At 68.4% G+C, this 15,643-nt stretch carries 15 protein-coding genes; 11 read left to right on the top strand and 4 right to left on the bottom strand.

What is annotated here, in order from left to right:
- The first annotated feature begins 105 nt into the window (after positions 1 to 105).
- The 4 genes from ESP51_RS04145 (at position 106) to ESP51_RS04130 (ending at position 2,780) form a co-directional block, all read left to right on the top strand.
- A complete protein-coding gene (locus ESP51_RS04145; RefSeq protein ID WP_129519635.1) occupies positions 106 to 363 on the top strand; it encodes a BatC protein in 258 nt (85 codons plus the stop codon).
- Complete coding sequence (locus ESP51_RS04140; RefSeq protein WP_129519634.1) at positions 363 to 1,598, top strand: cupin domain-containing protein; 1,236 nt, start codon at positions 363 to 365, stop codon at positions 1,596 to 1,598. The genes ESP51_RS04145 and ESP51_RS04140 overlap by 1 nt, the downstream gene beginning before the upstream one ends.
- Entirely contained in the window at positions 1,595 to 2,488 is an 894-nt protein-coding gene (locus ESP51_RS04135) for a sucrase ferredoxin (RefSeq protein ID WP_129519633.1), read from the top strand. The genes ESP51_RS04140 and ESP51_RS04135 overlap by 4 nt, the downstream gene beginning before the upstream one ends.
- Before the next feature lie 103 nt (positions 2,489 to 2,591).
- On the top strand, positions 2,592 to 2,780 hold the full coding sequence (locus tag ESP51_RS04130) for a hypothetical protein (RefSeq protein ID WP_129519632.1): 189 nt from the start codon (positions 2,592 to 2,594) through the stop codon (positions 2,778 to 2,780).
- An 85-nt stretch (positions 2,781 to 2,865) separates the two neighbouring features.
- Here the strand turns inward: ESP51_RS04130 and ESP51_RS04125 are convergent, their stop codons facing one another.
- Complete coding sequence (locus ESP51_RS04125; protein ID WP_129519631.1) at positions 2,866 to 4,167, bottom strand: asparaginase; 1,302 nt, start codon at positions 4,165 to 4,167, stop codon at positions 2,866 to 2,868.
- 348 nt (positions 4,168 to 4,515) lie between these two features.
- On the opposite strand from ESP51_RS04125, the gene ESP51_RS04120 reads away from it, so the two are divergent.
- The 4 genes from ESP51_RS04120 to ESP51_RS04105 are packed head-to-tail and all read left to right on the top strand — an operon-like array spanning position 4,516 to position 7,649.
- Positions 4,516 to 5,361, top strand: a complete 846-nt coding sequence (locus ESP51_RS04120; RefSeq protein ID WP_129519630.1) for an MFS transporter — start codon at positions 4,516 to 4,518, stop codon at positions 5,359 to 5,361.
- 9 nt (positions 5,362 to 5,370) lie between these two features.
- Positions 5,371 to 5,811 (top strand): MFS transporter, encoded by a 441-nt coding sequence (locus ESP51_RS04115; RefSeq protein WP_129519629.1) that lies wholly within the window; start codon positions 5,371 to 5,373, stop codon positions 5,809 to 5,811.
- Complete coding sequence (locus ESP51_RS04110; RefSeq protein ID WP_129519628.1) at positions 5,804 to 6,796, top strand: LysR family transcriptional regulator; 993 nt, start codon at positions 5,804 to 5,806, stop codon at positions 6,794 to 6,796. Before ESP51_RS04115 ends, ESP51_RS04110 begins: the two co-directional genes overlap by 8 nt.
- Before the next feature lie 52 nt (positions 6,797 to 6,848).
- Positions 6,849 to 7,649, top strand: coding sequence for an alpha/beta fold hydrolase (locus tag ESP51_RS04105; protein ID WP_129519627.1), 801 nt, complete (start codon positions 6,849 to 6,851; stop codon positions 7,647 to 7,649).
- On the opposite strand, the gene qcrB is transcribed toward ESP51_RS04105, so the two are convergent.
- The gene (gene qcrB / locus ESP51_RS04100) at positions 7,633 to 9,246 is read right to left on the bottom strand and encodes a cytochrome bc1 complex cytochrome b subunit (RefSeq protein ID WP_129519626.1); all 1,614 of its coding nucleotides are present in this window, start codon (positions 9,244 to 9,246) and stop codon (positions 7,633 to 7,635) included. The genes ESP51_RS04105 and qcrB overlap by 17 nt on opposite strands.
- Positions 9,247 to 9,341: 95 nt before the next feature.
- Here qcrB and ESP51_RS04095 point away from each other — a divergent pair, with 95 nt between their 5' ends.
- The 3 genes from ESP51_RS04095 to ESP51_RS04085 all read left to right on the top strand — a co-directional run bounded on the left by ESP51_RS04095 (position 9,342) and on the right by ESP51_RS04085 (position 13,241).
- Positions 9,342 to 10,721 carry an FAD-binding oxidoreductase gene (locus ESP51_RS04095; protein WP_129519625.1) on the top strand — a complete coding sequence of 460 codons (1,380 nt, stop codon included), beginning with the start codon at positions 9,342 to 9,344 and terminating at the stop codon, positions 10,719 to 10,721.
- Positions 10,718 to 12,085 (top strand): class I SAM-dependent methyltransferase, encoded by a 1,368-nt coding sequence (locus tag ESP51_RS04090; protein ID WP_129519624.1) that lies wholly within the window; start codon positions 10,718 to 10,720, stop codon positions 12,083 to 12,085. Before ESP51_RS04095 ends, ESP51_RS04090 begins: the two co-directional genes overlap by 4 nt.
- Before the next feature lie 187 nt (positions 12,086 to 12,272).
- Positions 12,273 to 13,241 (top strand): AraC-like ligand-binding domain-containing protein, encoded by a 969-nt coding sequence (locus tag ESP51_RS04085; RefSeq protein ID WP_129519623.1) that lies wholly within the window; start codon positions 12,273 to 12,275, stop codon positions 13,239 to 13,241.
- 27 nt (positions 13,242 to 13,268) lie between these two features.
- On the opposite strand, the gene ESP51_RS04080 is transcribed toward ESP51_RS04085, so the two are convergent.
- A complete protein-coding gene (locus ESP51_RS04080; RefSeq protein WP_129519622.1) occupies positions 13,269 to 14,084 on the bottom strand; it encodes a MoaF C-terminal domain-containing protein in 816 nt (271 codons plus the stop codon).
- Positions 14,085 to 14,114: 30 nt separating this feature from the next.
- Complete coding sequence (locus ESP51_RS04075; RefSeq protein WP_129519621.1) at positions 14,115 to 15,632, bottom strand: GMC family oxidoreductase; 1,518 nt, start codon at positions 15,630 to 15,632, stop codon at positions 14,115 to 14,117.
- Between the last annotated feature and the right edge of the window lie 11 nt (positions 15,633 to 15,643).

The raw sequence follows: 15,643 nt of genomic DNA, 5'->3' as shown, positions 1-15,643 counted from the left end.
CGGGCCCGAAATCGTCGATCGCAGTGCAGCTCGACCGGCGTCAAGCCATTTCCTCGGGCGGTGCCCCTCGATACGCTGGGCAAGGACGCAACGAGAGGACATGCAATGACGATCAACGATGATGACATCACCCTCGAGCCGGGCGCTGAGGGGGAGGGCGTCGCCGATGGCGGCGCAAACCCCAGTGGCCACGATGGTGCCGCTGACGGATCCGCCGCTGAAGGCGAAGGTGTCGCCGACGGCGGCGCCAACCCGGGCGGCCACGATGGCGGCGCCGATGGATCCGCCGCTGAGGGAGAGGGCGTAGCCGACGGCGGCGCCAACCCCGAGGGCCACGACGGCGGCGCCGACGGTTCGGCGTAATGACCCGTTCGGAGCGCGGGCCGGAAGGTCGGCCCGCGCTCTCGCGCTGCATCCGGGTGTCGGCTGACGAGTTCGCCGAACGGTACTGGGGCCAGGAGCCGCTCCTCTCGACGGCCGACGAACTCGCCTACGGCTTCGACGACCTCTTCTCAGCCGCGGCGGTCGACGAGCTCATCACCCGGCGCGGCGTGCGCACCCCGTTCATCCGTATGGCTCACGAGGGCTCGGTGCTCGCGGCATCCGCCTACACCGCTCCAGGTGGTTTCGGTGCTGAGATCGCCGACCAGGTCTCGAGCGACAAGGTGCTCGCCGAGTTCGCCGCCGGCGCGACCATCGTGCTGCAGGGACTGCACCGGTTATGGCCGCCGATCATCGACTTCACGCGCGAACTCGTCGACGACCTCGGCCACCCGGCGCAAGTGAACGCCTACGTGACCCCGCCGTCGTCGCAGGGATTCGACCCGCACTACGACACCCACGACGTCTTCGTGCTGCAGATCTCGGGCGAGAAGCACTGGCGCATCCACGCCCCGGTGCTCGTCGACCCGCTGCGCTCGCAGCCGTGGGACCAGCACCGCGCTGCCGTCGCCCGCGCGGCGACGCACGATCCGGTGATCGACGTCGTGCTGCGACCGGGCGATGCCCTGTACCTTCCGCGCGGGTGGATCCACTCGGCGACCGCGCTCGGCTCGACATCCGTGCACCTGACCGTGGGCATGTCGGCCTACACCCGAGCCGACCTCGTCGATGCGCTGCTGAGCCAGGTCGGCGACAACGCCGCCTTGCGCGCGTCGCTGCCGCTCGGCCTCGACCTGCGCGACCCCGAGGCACTTGCGCCGATCGTCGAGCAGACCGTGCAGGCACTCATCGAGACACTGCAGCAGACGGATGCCTCGCAGCCGACCGCGACGCTCAGCAGCCGTTTCGACGCCGCCACACGCGCCGAGCCGGTCGCTCCGCTCGCGACGCTCGAAGCGCTCGCGACGCTGGATGCGTCGACCCCGGTGCGGTGGCGTGAGTCGCTTTCGGTGCACATCACGACGGTCGAAGATCGGGTGCGCATCGTGGCGCGCACGAAGACGTTGTCGCTGCCGATCGAGGCCGAACAGGCAGTGCGCCGACTCGCCGCGGGCGACGTCGTCACGGCGCGGGAGCTGCCCGGCCTCGACGCCGAGAGCGCCGCGGTGGTGGTGCGCCGGCTCGTGCGCGAGGGATTCGTGGTGGCGCCCGCGTGACTCTCGCCGTCGAGCACTGGGCACCGTGCAGCGATCGCGCCCGCGAGCGAGGCGATCCGCTGGTCGGCACGGGCTCGCGCGGGCTCCGCTGGTTCCTCATCGAGGTCGCGGCGAGCTGGGGGCACAATGCCCTGCTCAACGAGCCGTTCGACCGCACGCTCGGACGCACCCTCGTGCGGCGCATCGAGGGCGCCGGCATGCGACCGCTCGCCATCCGTCGCACGGGCCGCCGGGAAGCTCCGTCGACGCAGCGGTGGGCGATCGTCGATTCGCGGCCGGGTCACGAGAGCGTGGTGTGGGGAGAGGTGACGGATGCCGCGGCACTGCTCGAGGTGCCGCTCGACGGGTCCACCGGCATCCCGTCGTCGCGGCCGCTCTACTGCGTCTGCACGCACGCCCGTCACGACCAGTGCTGCGCCGTGCGCGGACGCCGCGTCGTCACCGCGCTCGCCGAGGCGCACCCCGAGGAGACGTGGGAGTGCTCCCACCTCGGCGGCGACCGCTTCGCCGGAACGATGGTGGTCTTCCCGCACGGGCTCTACTACGGGTATGCCGACGACGGCGACCCCGTGCGGATCGCCGACGCGTTCGACGACGGTCGCATCGTGCCGGAGCGATACCGCGGGCGCAGCTCGCTGACGCATCCGTTGCAGGCTGCGCAGCACTATGCGCGTGAGGCGTTCGGCGACGATCGGATCGAGTCGTTCCCGCCGCTCGCCGAGGAGGCGGCCGGCACCGGATGGCGCGTGCGACTCGAGGGCGCCGACGGTGTCGTCGTCGTGGAGCTCGACGAGGCCCCGTCCGAACCGCTGCTGTCGACGTGCGCGGCGACCCGGTTCGTGCGAGTGCGGCAGTACGAGCTGCGCTCGATCAGCGTCGAGCGTTCGTAGGCGACCCTCTACCCACGTTCTGGGGGTCCCTGCTGAGAGTGGGGCGGCGTAGGTTCGCCCTAGGGATCGCCGCTCGTCGGGTCGTACTGGGAACGTAGTCGCAATGCTGGTACGAGGATCATCACAGTCCGACTTCGCCGACGCGTTCGAGGACGTGATCCGCCAAGCCCCGCCTGCTGGCAATGTGCCGCGGACCTACGAGCTGAAGCGTTCCTGGGCCGAGCAGGGTGGATTCATCGGAATCTCCTACTACGTCGACGTCGAGGTGAGCGGCCCAGACGTCGAAGGGTAGGGCTGACGACGACGCCGTCGCGCTGAGGCATCTGCTGTGCCTCACGGCGGAGGTGGGCGGCGTGACCGCCCACCTCCGCCGTGTCCTAGCCGTTACGCGGTCCGCGCGGCGCCTGCTCGCTGCTCCCGCCGTCGCCGTTGCCGCGATTGACGCCACCGACGTCGCTCATGTCGAACTCGGCGTTGCCGAGCGACGAGAACCATCCGCGGATCTGCTCAGAGTCGTCGCTGAAGGTGAGTCCGAGCTGGAGCAGGATGCGCGCCTTCTGCGGCAGCAGGTCGCCGGCGCCGATCACGCCCTCGCCGGTGTCGTAGGTGCCCTCACCGCCGGTGCGCGTCGCCGAGACGAAGAGCACGCCGTTTTTGATCGCCTCATCGCGTGCGGGCGACTGCAGGTAGGAGAGTCCTCCAGGGCCGTGTCCGGCGGTGACGATTCCCTGGGCCCCACCCGCGACCGGCCCCGAGATCGTCTCGGCCGACGCCTCGACGTACCCGTTCACGATGTCGACACGTGCGAGCGCAGCGGGTTCGGTCTTGCTCAGGTCGAACGGGGGCTTCCACGCATCGGTACCGCAGTTCATGACTCGCGCCGGTGCCTTCATGGGACGGATGTTGTCCTCGTTCACGACGCCGAGGGCGCCGTACGCCCGGGTCTCGAACGTGTCCATCCGGTAGCCATCGGTCTTCGTGACGTCTCGCGCCGAGAAGAACTGGTCGTTCAGCAGGACGACCGTGCCGAAGCACGTGGTCTTGCCGCTCGCCGCGAGGCGGATGGAGCTGAACAGGTTGGTGTACGCGTCATACGTGAAGGTTCCGTACTGGTGCATCGACCCGGTCACCACCACCGGCTTGTCGGACTGCACCGTGAGGTCGAAGAAGTACGCGTCCTCCTCGAGCACGTTGGTGCCCGCCGTCACCACGACACCATCGACCTCGTTCCGGGCGAGTTGTGCGTCGACCGTGCGGGACACGTTGTAGAGCGTCTCATTGGTGACCCGCGATGACGACCCGAGGCCGCCGACCGCGACGACCTCGAGGTTCGCCACCTGCGCGAGCTCGGGGTACATGTCCTGGAGAATCGTCTGCACACCCCCGTCGACGCTCCCGGAGTAGTGCAGGTAGCTGATCCGGTCGCGCGCCCGCGACGTCAGCGTGCCACCGGCGTCGATGACCACGATGTCGGGCTTGTCCTTGTCGCGCTCGGGGCCGATCGGGGTGATCGGATACTCCGGCACGCTGTACGCGGCGGGCCGGATGGCGGTCGCGGGCGTCGCGGCGGCAGCGAGGGTTGGAACGCTGACGATCGCTCCGCCGACGATTGCCGCTGCGGCGGCGAAGCTGATGCGCCGCCGCCGGCCTGGCCGGATGAGACTCGTGGACTGTTGCATTCGTCTACCTCTCTGCGGGGTGGATGGGCCTTCTCTTGGCAGTCGTCAACCTAGGCAGCTCGCCCATCGGCGACACGGATCGCACGGCACAGCGGTCATCCGGTTGGACATCACGAACCGCTGGTCAGGATGGGTTTCTGTTGGTTGGATCGGGGTCGACGTGCGACGACGCCGATGCTGAGCATGCGACATCCGCATGCTCGAGGGGGTTCGGCTTCAATTGCGGCAACGGCGACGTAACCGATCGGCCATGACATCGACACGCGGTGCTGGTCATCCGAGGTCATCTGAAGTCATGCGGGTGCATGCGGACACGCGCCTGAAACAGGGTCGCCATACCCTCAGGGCATGGTGATCGACCGCCCACTCACGAGAGAGCCCGCGACCGGCGGGCGCGCGGGGCGGGCCGTGCTGGCGGCCCTGGCGGGGCATGCCATCGAATGGTACGAGTTCGGCGTCTACGGAGTCGTCGCCGTGTATCTCGCCCGAGCGCTCTTTCCGTCCGACGACCTCGGCATCGCGCTCCTCGGCACGTGGAGCGCCTTCGCCGCCGCGTTCCTCATCCGTCCACTCGGAGGAGTGGTGCTGTCGCACCTCGGCGATCGCTATGGCCGTCGAGCGGCGCTCTTCGCCAGCGTGACGCTGATGAGCGGCGCGACCTTCCTCATGGGAGTATTGCCGGGCTCCGACAGCGTCGGCGTGCTCGCAGTGGTGCTCCTCGTCGGACTGCGGCTGGTGCAGGGGTTCGCCGTGGGCGGCGAGATGGGATCGGCCGTCACCCTCGTGTACGAGAACACACGTCCGGGAAATCGTGTTCGGGCGTCGAGTTGGCTCGCCGCCGGCACGTTCACGGCGTTGCTGTGCGGCTCGCTCCTGGCCTCCGCGATTGCGGCTTCGCTCTCCGAGGAGGCGATGGTCGAGTGGGGCTGGCGCGTCCTCTTCCTGTTTGCTCTTCCGCTCGGGCTCGTCGCGGTCTGGGTGCGCCGCTCGATCGTGGAACCCAGTGCGGCACTTGGGGCGGAGGCGGATGCGGTCCCCCGACTCCCGATCGTCGAGGTCATCCGATCGCAGAAGCGAGCAGTCGGCAGGTATCTCGCAATCGGAGTGGCGTTCAACGTCGGCGTCTCCTTCGCACTGGCGGGATACACGAACCTCATGGTGCTGAACGGGATCGCGCCCGCGGAAGCGGTCTGAGTCAACGCGGTGATCGTCGGTACGCTCGTCTGCTCGATCCTCGTCACAGGATGGTTCGGTGACCGGATCCCGGGCCACGCCGCGCTGCTCGTCGGCGCCATCGGAATGCTCGTGGCCGCTCCGCTTGCGACACCCCTCGCCGTGTCGGGTTCCGCTCACCTGGCCCTGTTGGGCGGTGCCGTCTTCGCGATTCCACTCGGGGTCTATGCCGTCCCGGCGTATGTCGCGGTGGCCTCGCTCTTCCCGCGCCGCATTCGGGTCAGCTCGGGATCGCTCGCCTTCAACCTCACGACCGCCATCGCGGCGCTGTGTCCTGCGTCGGCACTTTGGATCCGTGCCGAGACAGCCTCGGAATGGGGCTTCGCCGCGATGGTCGGCATTGCGGCGGTGATCTCGGTCGTGGTCGTCGCCTCCACAACCGACTGGGCGAGGAGTTTCTCGCATGCGTGATCTGAACGTGCTGGCGAGTTTCGTTTCGGCAGTCCGCACCGGCTCGGTGTCTGCCGCAGCCAGGCAGCTCGGCTACAGTGCATCGGTCGTCTCGCGGCACCTGGGGGCGCTCGAACGCGAACTCGGCATCTCATTGTTCGAGCGAACCGGGCGGGCGATCCAGCCGACGATGGCCGCGCGCGTGCTCGCGGACCGGGCGACCCTCCTGCTCGAGGAGGCGGCACAGTTCGATCGCGACGCGGCTGCGGTCGCCCTCGGCCGGGATGGCGTCGTTCGCTTCGGCTTCTTCCGGGCTGCGGCCACGACCATCGTGCCGCCGTCGATCGTCGAGTTCGCGCGTGAGCGACCGGACGCGCGCGTGGTGACGACCGAGTTCGCCCTGAGCGAGGACGTCGTGGACCAGCTGGCTTCCGGCGAGATCGACCTCGGCATCGTCTGGGGCTTTCCGCACCCCGAAGCTGCCGGCATGGAGACGTCGCCGCTGTTCAGTGAAGCCCTGGTGCTCGTCACCGCGCCCGATCGCGATGACCTCCACTCCGACCCGACGAACCTGTCGCGTCTCGTGCGCGAGGACTTCTCCTCGGCGCTAGGGCACAAGGGATCCCCGCCGCTCGTCGACCAGCTCTTCCTCGCGCAGGGGCTGCCGGCACCGACGGTCACCCACCGCCCACCCGATCATGCCGTGATGCGCAGTCTCATCGCCGCGGGACTCGTGATCGCGCTGCTGCCCGCGCTCGGCGTCTCCGACCCCTCGCCGGGCGTACGCAGGTCGGCGACCGCGCAGGACTTCCGCCGCACCTACCTCGCGTGGAACCCGCGCAACGCGAATCCGTTGAGGGCTCCACTCGCCGCGGCCGTTCGTGCTGTCGCATCCGAGACGGTGGGGTTCGGATTGACGTACCTGGATCCAACGGGGGCTCCGCGGCCGTTGGAGTCGGCGCCACGAGCTCACGCTCTCGATCGAACCATTCGGAGCATCCGTTGACCAATATCACCGTTAGCAGCGCGCGAACCCATGTGCCCGGAAGAATGGCCGCATGACTGCCGCCGTTTCAGCCCTGACGGACATGCCCGCGCCGCAGTACGTGATGTCAGCCGACGGGCGCCGTATCGCCACGTACCTGTGGGGCGACGAGGATGCGCCGACGGTGCTGTGCGTGCACGGGTTCGCGTCGAGCTGCCGCGACAACTGGGTGAGCACGGGGTGGGTTCGCGACCTCACTCGCGCGGGCTTCCGGGTGCTCGGCGTCGACCAGCGCGGCCACGGTGCCAGCGACAAGCCGCACGAGGCATCCGCGTTCAGCATGGACGCGCTCGTCGACGACCTCGTCACGGTGCTCGACACCTACCTGCTCGACACCGTGCAGTACGCCGGGTACTCGCTCGGCGCGCGGGTCGGTTGGCAGGTCGCGGTGCAGGTGCCCGACCGCATCGAGCGCGCGGTGCTCGGCGGCATCCCCGATGGGCGTCCGCTCGCGCGCCTGCAGATCGAGCAGGCCCGCGCCTATGCGGAGCACGGCACGCCGGTCGAAGACCCCGTCACCCGCAACTACGTCACCCTCGCCGAGCGAGTCGCGGGCAACGACATCCGTGCGCTCGTCGCGCTCGCCGGGGGCATGCGCATCGGCGACGCCGACCCGGATCCCGAGCATCCGCCGATGCAGCGCATCCTGTTCGCCACCGGCAGTGAAGACGCGATCCTCGAGCGATCGAAGGGGCTTGCGGATGCCACGCCGAACGGCGTGTTCGTCGAACTTCCCGATCGGCACCACTTCAACGCGCCGGGCTCGCGGGTCTTCCGGCAGGCCGCGGTGGAGTTCTTCACCGGGCGCGACTGACGGCGGGCGGCTGAGCCGGCGCCTCGAGCGGCGCTGCGGCCGGGCGGGCGATCCGGTCTTCGAAGAAGAACCGCGAGAGACGAGCTTGCAATCGTCGCGCCGGCGCCAGCCTGCCCCGAGCGTCGGGACGGAGCACCGCCGGCACCTGGTCGACGACGCCCACGAGCCGCTCCCGCTCGTCGTCGCTGATCGGCCGGTGCACCTCGATGTATTCGCCGCCAGGCAGGCGGACGATGCGGCCGGTCTCGAACCCGTGGAGCACGACCTCGCGGTCCTTCCGCTGCAGCCCGAGGCAGACGCGACGGGTGAGCTCGAACGCGATGATCGGTCCGACGAGCACGAGGAGCTGCAGCGTCGCGATCACGCCCTCGATGGTGAGCGAGAAGGCGACGGCGACGAGGTCGGCGCTGCCGGCGAGCCACAGCACGCCGAAGAACATGAGCCCGGCCACGCCGATCCCGGTGCGCGTCGGGGTGTCACGAGGGCGGTCGAGCACGTGGTGGTCGCGGTGGTCGTCGGCGATCCACTCCTCGAGGAAGGGATACACCGCCACGATCGCCAACGCCAGCGTGATGACGGCGAGGGGAACGAGCAGGGCGAGCGTCCACGTGCGGTCGAGCCAGACGAACTCCCATCCGGGCGGAACGAGCCGGAGGGCCCCGTCGAGGAATCCCGTGTACCAGTCGGGCTGGCTGCCCGCCGAGGCATCCGCCGGCGACGAAGGCCCATAAAGCCAGATCGGGCTGATCGTCACGGTCGCCGAGATGAGCACGAGGATGCCGCTCACGAGGAGCCCGAGGCCCATGCCCCTGCGCGCGGCGTTCGGCACGAGCGGCACGCCGACGACGCGGGTCTCGGTGCGGCCCGAGCCCCGGAACTGCGGCGACCGCTGCCGGAACCACACGACCGCCCGCACGACGAGGAGCGCCAGAAGAGCGACCGAGGCCGCGAGGTGCAGCGGGTAGATGTTCGCGAGCACGTTGCCCGGGAACGCCCCACCGAAGAGCAGCCGCGACACGTCGGTGCCGATGAACGGGATGGCGAGCACGATTCCCTCCACGATGCGAAGCCCCGTGCCCGACAGCATGTCGTCGGGAAGCGCGTAACCGCTCCAGCCGGCGGCGAGCGCCGACACGAACACGAGGAAGAGCAGCACCCAGGCAAGGCGGCGCGGTCTGCGGTATCCGCCGGTGAAGTAGATGCTCAGCATCTGGAGGATCACGGATGCCGGGAGCAGGAGTGCCGCCCAGTGGTGCGCCTGTCGCACGAGGAGCCCGCCCGGCACGTCGAAGGTCACGAGCATCGTCGAGTCGAACGCCTTCGACACCTCGGCGCCGCGGAGCGGGGCATACGAGCCGTCATACGTCACGACGTCGTTCGATGGCGTGTAGAAGAACATGAGCACGAGGCCGGTGATGAACAGCACGAAGACGCACGCGGCGGTGACGACGCCGAACAGGTTGGTCCAGTGGTTCGGCACGGGCCGGCGGCGCAACTCCTCCCACACGCGCGATGATCGTCGTCCGAACTCGGTCGCTGCCAGGTGCGTCGCGAGCCGATCGCTCACGGTGCGTCGCTGGTTCTGCTCGACGGGCATGGAAACCTCCTTGGGCCTTCACTCGTTAAGACACCGCAGACACCGGAAATGTGACATCCATTCCGGGACGGATCTCTGCGGACTACCGTTGAGACGTGTCCGTTCCTGTGACTGACGCACGGGCCGCTCACGCCGATGGCGTGCAGCGCCTTCTCGAGAGCTATCGGGCCGTGCCCGCCACGGCCTCGGTCCGGCTCGCCAAGCCCACGTCGAACCTGTTCCGTTCGCGCGCGAAGACCGACGCGCCGGGTCTGGATACCTCGGGCCTGACGGGCGTCATCGCGATCGACGCCGAAGCGCGAACCGCCGACGTGGCCGGCATGTGCACCTACGAGGATCTCGTCGCCGCGACGCTGCCCTACGGGCTCGCGCCGCTGGTCGTGCCGCAACTGAAGACCATCACCCTCGGTGGCGCGGTCACGGGCCTCGGCATCGAGTCGACCTCGTTCCGCAACGGCCTGCCGCACGAGTCGGTGCTCGAGCTCGACATCCTCACCGGCGCCGGAGAGGTGCTCACCGCATCGCGCGTCGAGCACCCCGACCTCTATCGCGCGTTCCCGAATTCCTACGGCTCGCTCGGCTACGCGGTGCGCCTGCGCATCGAACTCGAGGCCGTGAAGCCATTCGTCGCGCTCACGCATCTGCGGTTCCACTCGCTCACCGACCTGATGGCCACGATGGACCGCATCATCGAGAGCGGCACCCTGCACGACGTTCCCGTCGACTACCTCGACGGCGTGGTGTTCAGCGCCGACGAGAGCTACCTGTGCGTGGGCGTGCAGACCGCGACATCCGGTCCCGTCAGCGACTACACCGGCCAGCAGATCTACTACCGATCGATCCAGCACGACGATGGTGCCACGCACGACCGGCTCACGATTCACGACTACCTGTGGCGGTGGGACACCGACTGGTTCTGGTGCTCGGAAGCGTTCGGTGCCCAGCATCCGCTGATCCGAAGGCTCTGGCCGCGGCGGTACCGGCGCAGCAGCTCGTACTCGAAGCTCATGCGTTTCGAACGGCGATTCGACCTCGGCGATCGCCTCGAGAAGCTCAAGGGCCGCCCGCCACGGGAACGCGTGATCCAAGACGTCGAGGTGCCGATCGAGCGGTGCGCCGAGTTCCTCGACTGGTTCCTCGCCAACGTGCCGATCGAGCCGATCTGGCTGTGCCCGCTGCGCCTGCGCGACGACGAGGGCTGGCCGCTCTACCCGATGCGTCCGCAGCAGGCGTACGTCAACGTCGGCTTCTGGTCGACGGTGCCGGTCGGATCGACACCGGGGGAGACGAACCGGCTGATCGAACGCAAGGTCGGCGAGGTCGACGGGCACAAGTCGCTCTACTCCGACTCCTACTACTCGCCCGAGGAATTCGACGAGCTCTACGGCGGGCAGACCTATCGGGCCGTGAAGCAGCGGTACGACCCCGATTCACGACTCCTCGACCTCTATGCGAAGGCGGTGCAACGACGATGACCTCGTTCAAGGAACGCGCGGAACAAGCGGAGACGGCGGAGGCGGATGCTTCCGAGCGAGCGGATGCCGCGGGCAAGCTCACCCTCGCCGAGATCCTCGAGATCCTCACCGCCGGGCGACTCCCGCTCAGGTTCACGGCCTACGACGGGAGCTCGGCCGGACCGCCCGACGCCCCGTTCGGGCTCGACCTGAAGACGCCGCGCGGAACGACCTACCTCGCGACCGCTCGTGGCGACCTCGGCTTTGCCCGGGCGTACATCGCCGGCGACCTCGAGGCCGAGGGCGTGCACCCCGGCGACCCCTACGAGCTGCTCAAGGCGCTCTCGGGCGACCTGGTCTTCAAGCTGCCGTCGCCGCGGGTGATGGCACACATCTTCCGGTCGATCGGCGTCGAGCACTTGCGGCCGATCGCGCCGCCGCCCGAGGAGGTGCCGCCCCGCTGGCGCCGCATCGCCACGGGTCTGCGGCACAGCAAGTCCCGCGACGCCGAGGCGATCCACCACCACTACGACGTCTCGAACACCTTCTACGAGTGGGTGCTCGGGCCGTCGATGACGTACACGTGCGCGTGCTACCCGCGCCCCGACGCATCCCTCGACGAAGCGCAGGAGAACAAGTACCGCCTCGTGTTCGAGAAACTGCGGCTGAAGCCGGGCGACCGACTGCTCGACGTGGGCTGCGGCTGGGGCGGCATGGTGCGCTACGCCGCCCGACGCGGCGTCAGGGCCACGGGCGTGACGCTCTCGGAGGAGCAGACCTCGTGGGCGCAGGAGGCCATCGCCGAGGAGGGTCTCAGCGATCTGGCCGAGGTTCGCTTCGGCGACTACCGCGACATCGCGGAGTCCGGCTTCGACGCGGTGTCGTCGATCGGGCTGCTCGAGCACATCGGCGTGCGCAACTATCCGTCGTACTTCACGTTCCTGCAGTCTCGGATGCGCCCTGGCGGGCTGTTGCTCAACCACTGCATCACCCGACCCGACAACCGGTCGGAACCGTCGACGCGCGGTTTCATCGACCGCTACGTCTTCCCCGACGGCGAGCTCACCGGCTCGGGCCGCATCATCAGCGAGGCCCAGGATGCCGGCTTGGAGGTGCTGCACGAGGAGAACCTGCGCCCCCACTACGCGATGACCCTGCGCGACTGGTGCGCCAACCTCGTCGAGCACTGGGATGAAGCGGTGGCCGAGGTCGGGCTGCCCACCGCGAAGGTGTGGGGTCTCTACATGGCCGGGTCGCGGCTCGCCTTCGAGACCGGCGGGATCCAGTTGCACCAGGTGCTCGCGGTCAAGCCTGGTGACGGCGGCGAGGCCGGCGCCGGTGCCGGTGCCGGCGACCTGCCGCTGCGACCGTGGTGGACGCCTTAGAGGCTGACGGATGCTGCGGCATCCGCTCTGCCCGGTCTGCCGAGCTCACCGAAGGGAGATTCCTTCGTTGAGCCCGGTATCTGAAATCATATACAATCTAGGGGAATGGCAAGCGGTAGGTATGCTTCCATTCACCGAGTCGATCCCCGCGACCCGAGAGTTTCTCGCTATTACAAGGTGGTAATACGTGGACGTTCGCCTTCCCCCCGAGCCCGCCGGCCGGGTGCACACCTCCGTGTCGCACAGCTTCCGCGACTACCGACAGGCCGTCGTCAACTCGTTCGTCCCGCTCGACGTCTCTCGCGTGAGCGCCGACCCCTTCTGGGGGCGCTTGCGCAGTGTCGACTTCGATGACGCACACGTGCACGAGGTGACCGCCTCGCAACACATGGTCGAGCGCACCGAGGAGCTCGTCGCCGCCAGCGACCAGCGCTTCTACAAGGCGAGCCTTCAGCTGTCGGGCACGGGTTTGCTCATCCAAGACGGCCGCGAGGCTCTGTTGCAGCCGGGCGATCTCGCGATCTATGACACCGCCCGCCCCTACTCCGTGGTCTTCGAGCAGGACATGCGGATGCTCGTGCTCATGTTCCCTCGCGAGCAGCTCGGCCTGCCGTCAGACATGATGCGACAGCTGACCGCGCACCGGTTCTCCAGCGCCACCGGACTCGGCGCGATGATCATCCCGTTCCTGCAGAACGTCTCGCAGAACCTGGACAAGGTCGGCGGCCTCACCGGACCGCGGCTGGTGCGCACCGCGATCGATCTCATCACCACGATGTTCGCGAACGAACTCGACCTCGAGGCGGACCCGCGAGACAGCCACCAGTTGCTCATGCAGCAGATCCGCCACTACATCGAGGCGAATCTCGGCTCGGCCGAGCTCAGCCCGACGGAGATCGCCGCCGCACACTACATCTCGACGCGACACCTGCACGGACTCTTCCGGCAGAAGGGCACCACCGTGTCGACGTGGATCCGCGAACGACGGCTCGAGAACTGCCGACGCGAGCTCATCGACCCGCTCAACGCCCACCTCTCCGTCGGTGCGATCGCGGCACGCTGGGGATTCGTCGAGGCGGCGCATTTCTCGCGCGTGTTCAAGGCCGCCTACGAGATGTCGCCGAGCGAACTGCGAGCGCGCAGCGTGGGCAACTGAGCGCTCGCAGCGTGTGGCTCTATCGGATCAGACCGGCTCCTGGTGCTGTGAGTAGTCGGACGCGCCGAACGGGATGATCAGCGCGCCGCCGGGCGAGTTCGCCACGGTGCCGTCGCCCTCGAGCCCGATGAACTTGCCGGTGGAGCGGCCGCCCGCGTAGTCGAACACGAACACCGTGCCGACCGGGATCTTCTCCTCGCGCCAAGTGAAGAGGTAGAGACCGTCGTCGAGCTTGTACGTCGTGGCGAGCTCAGCGGCGGCGTGGCCGCGCTGTTCGCCGACGAGGTTCTGCCACACGAATCGCCGCGAGCTGAGGTAGATGTGCTCGTAGAGGTGATTCGGGCTGTAGCGGAACAGCGTGCGCTTCCCGATCAGATCGCGAGTCGGGGCCGGTGTCGCGGTCGAGCGGGGGATACCTTCCACCTGTGCGGCATGGAACGACTGCATGACGCGCGTCTCGACATCCGCACCCTCGTCGTGGATGCGCGAGTGCACGATGAGCGCCCACCCACGCTCAGGGTGGAGCGCCACGGTGAGGGTCTCGACGCGTCGCTCTCCGAGCGAGAAGTCGATCCAGTAGGCGCCCTCGCCGACCGGAACCTCCTCATAGGGGTCCGTGCCCGAGCCCGCCCAGGTGAAGTCCTCGGCGCTCCACGTCACGGTTCCGTCATCGCCGAACGCGAGGCTCAGTGCGCCATCGGCGCCGCGGATGACGAGCGAGCGTCCCGCCAGGTCATGACTCGGTGCGACCCGGTTGGCATCGATGCCGGCTGAGAAGTCGTCCATGTTCAGCCACTGGGGTGACTCCTCACGGAGTATGGTTCCGGGGTTCTGTTCAGACATCATCGTCTTCCTTCTCTTCTCTCGAATCGGTCAGTGCAGGAGGAATCCGGCGGCCTTCTCGCCGATCATGATCGTGGGCGCGTTGGTGTTGCCGGTCGTGATGCGCGGCATGATCGAGGCATCCGCGACCATGAGTCCCTCGACGCCATGCACGCGCAAGGTGGGATCGACCACGGCGAGGTCATCGACGCCCATCTTGCAGGTGCCCACCTGGTGGTGGTACGTGATGACGGTGCGACGCACATAGTCGAGCAGCGCAGCGTCGTCGTCGACATCGGGACCGGGGTACAGCTCGCGCGCACCCCAGCCGTCGGCGAGTGCCGATGCACCGCCGATCTCACGACACTGCCGAACACTCGCCGCCAGCGCCTGAAGATCTTCTTCTTCGGCGAGGGCGGCGACATCGATGAGCAGCGCAGCGTGCGGGTCATCGCCCGCCAGCGTGAGACTGCCACGACTCTTCGGCGATACGATGCCTGCCATGAGCGAGAAGCCCGATGCCGGCCCGGTCATCCACGGCTCGTACATCGGAACGCTGAAGTTGATCGGCTGGGTGTCGGGGACCTCGAGTCCCGGCCGGCTCCGCCAGAACGAGTGGGTCTGGGTGATGCCCGTACCGGGCGCCGGCGGGTCGATGGGGCGCGCATCGGTGGCGAAGATCACGGGCGAGAGGAAGTGGTCGTGCAGGTTCTGCCCGACGCCCGGCAGGTCGACGACGACCTCGAACCCGAGGTCGCGGAGCGCGGCGCCCGGTCCGATGCCGCTGCGCATCAGGATGCGAGGCGAGTCGAGCGCGCCGGCCGCGAGCACGACCTGGTCGGCCTCGAACCGCTCGATCCGGCCCTCGACCTCGACCTCGACGCCAGTGACGCGCGTGCCGTCGAGCAACAACTGGTGCACCCAGGCGCCGGTCAGCACCGTGAAGAGCGGCGACTCGCGCACCGGCTCCGCATAGGCCCGCCAGGTGCTCAGCCGCTTGCCATCCCGGATGTTCAACTGCATCTTCGAGATGCCATCCAGCTGGTCGCCGTTGTAGTCGGGATTCTGCTCGATCCCGATTTCCGCCGATGCGTCGATGATCGACTGCTGGATGGGGTGCAGCTCGTAGTCGACCGTGACGTCGAGCAGACCGTCGGTGCCGCGAAGTTCCGACGGGGCACCGTCGTAGTTCTCGATCGCCGTGAAGACCGGGAGCACGTCCTTCCAACCCCAGCCCGGGTTGCCTAGGGACTCCCAGTGGTCGTAGTCCTGTGGCGCGCAGCGCACGAAGATCATCGCGTTGAGGGAGTGCGATCCCCCGAGCACCTTGCCGCGCGGCAGGTGAAGTCGTCGATCGGCCGCGTGGACCTGCGGCACGGTGAAGTAGTCCCAATCATCGGGACTGTGCCAGAGCTCTCCGAGGCGAGCGGGATCGTGGATGGCGGGGTTCTCATCGGGGCCGCCCGCTTCGAGGAGCAACACGCGCCGCCCGGCATCCACGAGACGACGGCAGATGACGGCTCCACTGGAGCCGCCACCCACCACGATGACATCGGGTCTTTCTTCCATGGCACGACAGT

This window comes from Agromyces albus (genome assembly GCF_004134825.1).
In the GTDB taxonomy this organism is placed as follows: domain Bacteria; phylum Actinomycetota; class Actinomycetes; order Actinomycetales; family Microbacteriaceae; genus Agromyces; species Agromyces albus.
The sequence above is the reverse complement of the archived record's forward strand: the minus strand, read 5'-3'. Positions and strand labels throughout refer to the sequence as shown.

Bases quoted from the DNA above. Each gene is read 5' to 3' on its own strand.
- ESP51_RS04090 (WP_129519624.1), top strand. From the start codon at position 10,718: ATGACCTCGTTCAAGGAACGCGCGGAACAAGCGGAGACGGCGGAGGCG.
- ESP51_RS04080 (WP_129519622.1), bottom strand. From the start codon at position 14,084: ATGTCTGAACAGAACCCCGGAACCATACTCCGTGAGGAGTCACCCCAG.
- ESP51_RS04125 (WP_129519631.1), bottom strand. From the start codon at position 4,167: ATGCAACAGTCCACGAGTCTCATCCGGCCAGGCCGGCGGCGGCGCATC.
- ESP51_RS04145 (WP_129519635.1), top strand. From the start codon at position 106: ATGACGATCAACGATGATGACATCACCCTCGAGCCGGGCGCTGAGGGG.
- ESP51_RS04120 (WP_129519630.1), top strand. From the start codon at position 4,516: ATGGTGATCGACCGCCCACTCACGAGAGAGCCCGCGACCGGCGGGCGC.
- ESP51_RS04105 (WP_129519627.1), top strand. From the start codon at position 6,849: ATGACTGCCGCCGTTTCAGCCCTGACGGACATGCCCGCGCCGCAGTAC.
- ESP51_RS04130 (WP_129519632.1), top strand. From the start codon at position 2,592: ATGCTGGTACGAGGATCATCACAGTCCGACTTCGCCGACGCGTTCGAG.
- ESP51_RS04110 (WP_129519628.1), top strand. From the start codon at position 5,804: ATGCGTGATCTGAACGTGCTGGCGAGTTTCGTTTCGGCAGTCCGCACC.
- ESP51_RS04075 (WP_129519621.1), bottom strand. From the start codon at position 15,632: ATGGAAGAAAGACCCGATGTCATCGTGGTGGGTGGCGGCTCCAGTGGA.
- ESP51_RS04140 (WP_129519634.1), top strand. From the start codon at position 363: ATGACCCGTTCGGAGCGCGGGCCGGAAGGTCGGCCCGCGCTCTCGCGC.
- qcrB (WP_129519626.1), bottom strand. From the start codon at position 9,246: ATGCCCGTCGAGCAGAACCAGCGACGCACCGTGAGCGATCGGCTCGCG.